The organism is Aliibacillus thermotolerans (assembly GCF_027853235.1).
Classification (GTDB): domain Bacteria; phylum Bacillota; class Bacilli; order Bacillales; family Marinococcaceae; genus Aliibacillus; species Aliibacillus thermotolerans.
In genome coordinates this window covers 1-669 of record NZ_WKJG01000009.1, presented here as the reverse complement: position 1 = coordinate 669, position 669 = coordinate 1, and the positions used below count along the sequence as shown (strand labels likewise).

1 pseudogene is annotated in these 669 nt (G+C 38.9%); it reads left to right on the top strand.

The features are described 5' to 3' along the window. Nucleotides 1–110 precede the first annotated feature (110 nt). A pseudogene (locus tag GJS40_RS00800) lies at nucleotides 111–557 on the top strand (acyl-CoA dehydrogenase family protein); the annotation flags it as partial. Between the last annotated feature and the right edge of the window lie 112 nt (nucleotides 558–669).

Sequence of the window (669 nt, the reverse complement as noted above, 5' to 3'; positions counted from 1 at the left end):
AGCAGATCGTATTAATGCACAATTGAATCAACAAAATGCTTCATGATTTCTGTTTTTAAAAATACAATTTAGAAATTCTGTATATCTGTGTATTTTTAAAAAGAGCAATTATGAAATTGACTCAATCTGTAAAAAAATTTCTTGAGAAAGAAGCGACTCCTTTTTATGAGGAATGGGAGAAAAATCGTATGATTCCCCGCTCCTTTTGGAAAAAATAGGAAACGAATGGTTTTTATGTCCATGGCTCAGCGAGGAATACGGTGGCGTAGAGGCAGACTTTGGTTACTCTGTTATTTTAAATGAAGAGTTAGCGCGTTGGCTCAAGTCTTGTCGGAATTGGTTTGCACAATGATATTGTCGTCCCTTATTTATTTCAATATGGAACAAAAGAACAAAAGGAGCACTGGTTGCCTGCTTGTGTGAGTGGAGATATTATCACGGCTATCGCGATGACAGAGCCAGGGGCTGGTTCAGATTTGTCAGGTATCCAAACGACTGGCAAGAAAGACGGTGACCATTATGTATTAAACGGTTCCAAAACATTTATCATTATAGGCGAGAAGACTCCATCCTCAACGAAGTAGGGTGGAGATGAATCGCCTTCGGACAAGGGATGGCTATTTGCCATTTCGATTGTCCGACTGTTCAAGAGCAACTTGTAATAAATGA